Genomic DNA, 2,174 nt, shown 5'->3' on the forward strand with positions numbered 1-2,174 from the left:
GGTTAACCGAATAGGGGAGCCGAAGGGAAACCGAGTCTTAACTGGGCGTTAAGTTGCAGGGTATAGACCCGAAACCCGGTGATCTAGCCATGGGCAGGTTGAAGGTTGGGTAACACTAACTGGAGGACCGAACCGACTAATGTTGAAAAATTAGCGGATGACTTGTGGCTGGGGGTGAAAGGCCAATCAAACCGGGAGATAGCTGGTTCTCCCCGAAAGCTATTTAGGTAGCGCCTCGTGAACTCATCTTCGGGGGTAGAGCACTGTTTCGGCTAGGGGGTCATCCCGACTTACCAACCCGATGCAAACTGCGAATACCGAAGAATGTTATCACGGGAGACACACGGCGGGTGCTAACGTCCGTCGTGAAGAGGGAAACAACCCAGACCGCCAGCTAAGGTCCCAAAGTCATGGTTAAGTGGGAAACGATGTGGGAAGGCACAGACAGCCAGGATGTTGGCTTAGAAGCAGCCATCATTTAAAGAAAGCGTAATAGCTCACTGGTCGAGTCGGCCTGCGCGGAAGATGTAACGGGGCTAAACCATGCACCGAAGCTGCGGCAGCGACACTATGTGTTGTTGGGTAGGGGAGCGTTCTGTAAGCCGTTGAAGGTGTGTCGTGAGGCATGCTGGAGGTATCAGAAGTGCGAATGCTGACATAAGTAACGATAATGCGGGTGAAAAACCCGCACGCCGGAAGACCAAGGGTTCCTGTCCAACGTTAATCGGGGCAGGGTGAGTCGACCCCTAAGGCGAGGCCGAAAGGCGTAGTCGATGGGAAACAGGTTAATATTCCTGTACTTGGTGTTACTGCGAAGGGGGGACGGAGAAGGCTATGTTAGCCGGGCGACGGTTGTCCCGGTTTAAGCATGTAGGCGGAGGTTCCAGGTAAATCCGGTACCTTTTAACGCTGAGGTGTGATGACGAGGCACTACGGTGCTGAAGTAACAAATGCCCTGCTTCCAGGAAAAGCCTCTAAGCATCAGGTAACACGAAATCGTACCCCAAACCGACACAGGTGGTCAGGTAGAGAATACCAAGGCGCTTGAGAGAACTCGGGTGAAGGAACTAGGCAAAATGGTGCCGTAACTTCGGGAGAAGGCACGCTGATATGTAGGTGAAGTGATTTACTCATGGAGCTGAAATCAGTCGAAGATACCAGCTGGCTGCAACTGTTTATTAAAAACACAGCACTGTGCAAACACGAAAGTGGACGTATACGGTGTGACGCCTGCCCGGTGCCGGAAGGTTAATTGATGGGGTTATCCGTAAGGAGAAGCTCTTGATCGAAGCCCCGGTAAACGGCGGCCGTAACTATAACGGTCCTAAGGTAGCGAAATTCCTTGTCGGGTAAGTTCCGACCTGCACGAATGGCGTAATGATGGCCAGGCTGTCTCCACCCGAGACTCAGTGAAATTGAACTCGCTGTGAAGATGCAGTGTACCCGCGGCAAGACGGAAAGACCCCGTGAACCTTTACTATAGCTTGACACTGAACACTGGTCCTTGATGTGTAGGATAGGTGGGAGGCTTTGAAGTGTGGACGCCAGTCTGCATGGAGCCATCCTTGAAATACCACCCTTTAATGGCTGGTGTTCTAACGTAGACCCGTGATCCGGGTTGCGGACAGTGTCTGGTGGGTAGTTTGACTGGGGCGGTCTCCTCCTAAAGAGTAACGGAGGAGCACGAAGGTTAGCTAATCCTGGTCGGACATCAGGAGGTTAGTGCAAAGGCATAAGCTAGCTTGACTGCGAGAGTGACGGCTCGAGCAGGTGCGAAAGCAGGTCTTAGTGATCCGGTGGTTCTGAATGGAAGGGCCATCGCTCAACGGATAAAAGGTACTCCGGGGATAACAGGCTGATACCGCCCAAGAGTTCATATCGACGGCGGTGTTTGGCACCTCGATGTCGGCTCATCACATCCTGGGGCTGAAGTAGGTCCCAAGGGTATGGCTGTTCGCCATTTAAAGTGGTACGCGAGCTGGGTTTAGAACGTCGTGAGACAGTTCGGTCCCTATCTGCCGTGGGCGCTGGAGAATTGAGGGGGGCTGCTCCTAGTACGAGAGGACCGGAGTGGACGCATCACTGGTGTTCGGGTTGTCATGCCAATGGCATTGCCCGGTAGCTAAATGCGGAAGAGATAAGTGCTGAAAGCATCTAAGCACGAAACTTGCCCC

The 2,174-nt window shown here is 53.0% G+C and carries 1 rRNA gene; it reads left to right on the top strand.

Going from position 1 to position 2,174, the window contains the following annotated elements:
- A 23S ribosomal RNA gene (locus OGX83_RS00665) occupies positions 1–2,174 on the top strand; the annotation flags it as partial.

The organism is Citrobacter sp. Cpo074 (assembly GCF_030332745.1).
GTDB lineage: Bacteria > Pseudomonadota > Gammaproteobacteria > Enterobacterales > Enterobacteriaceae > Citrobacter > Citrobacter portucalensis.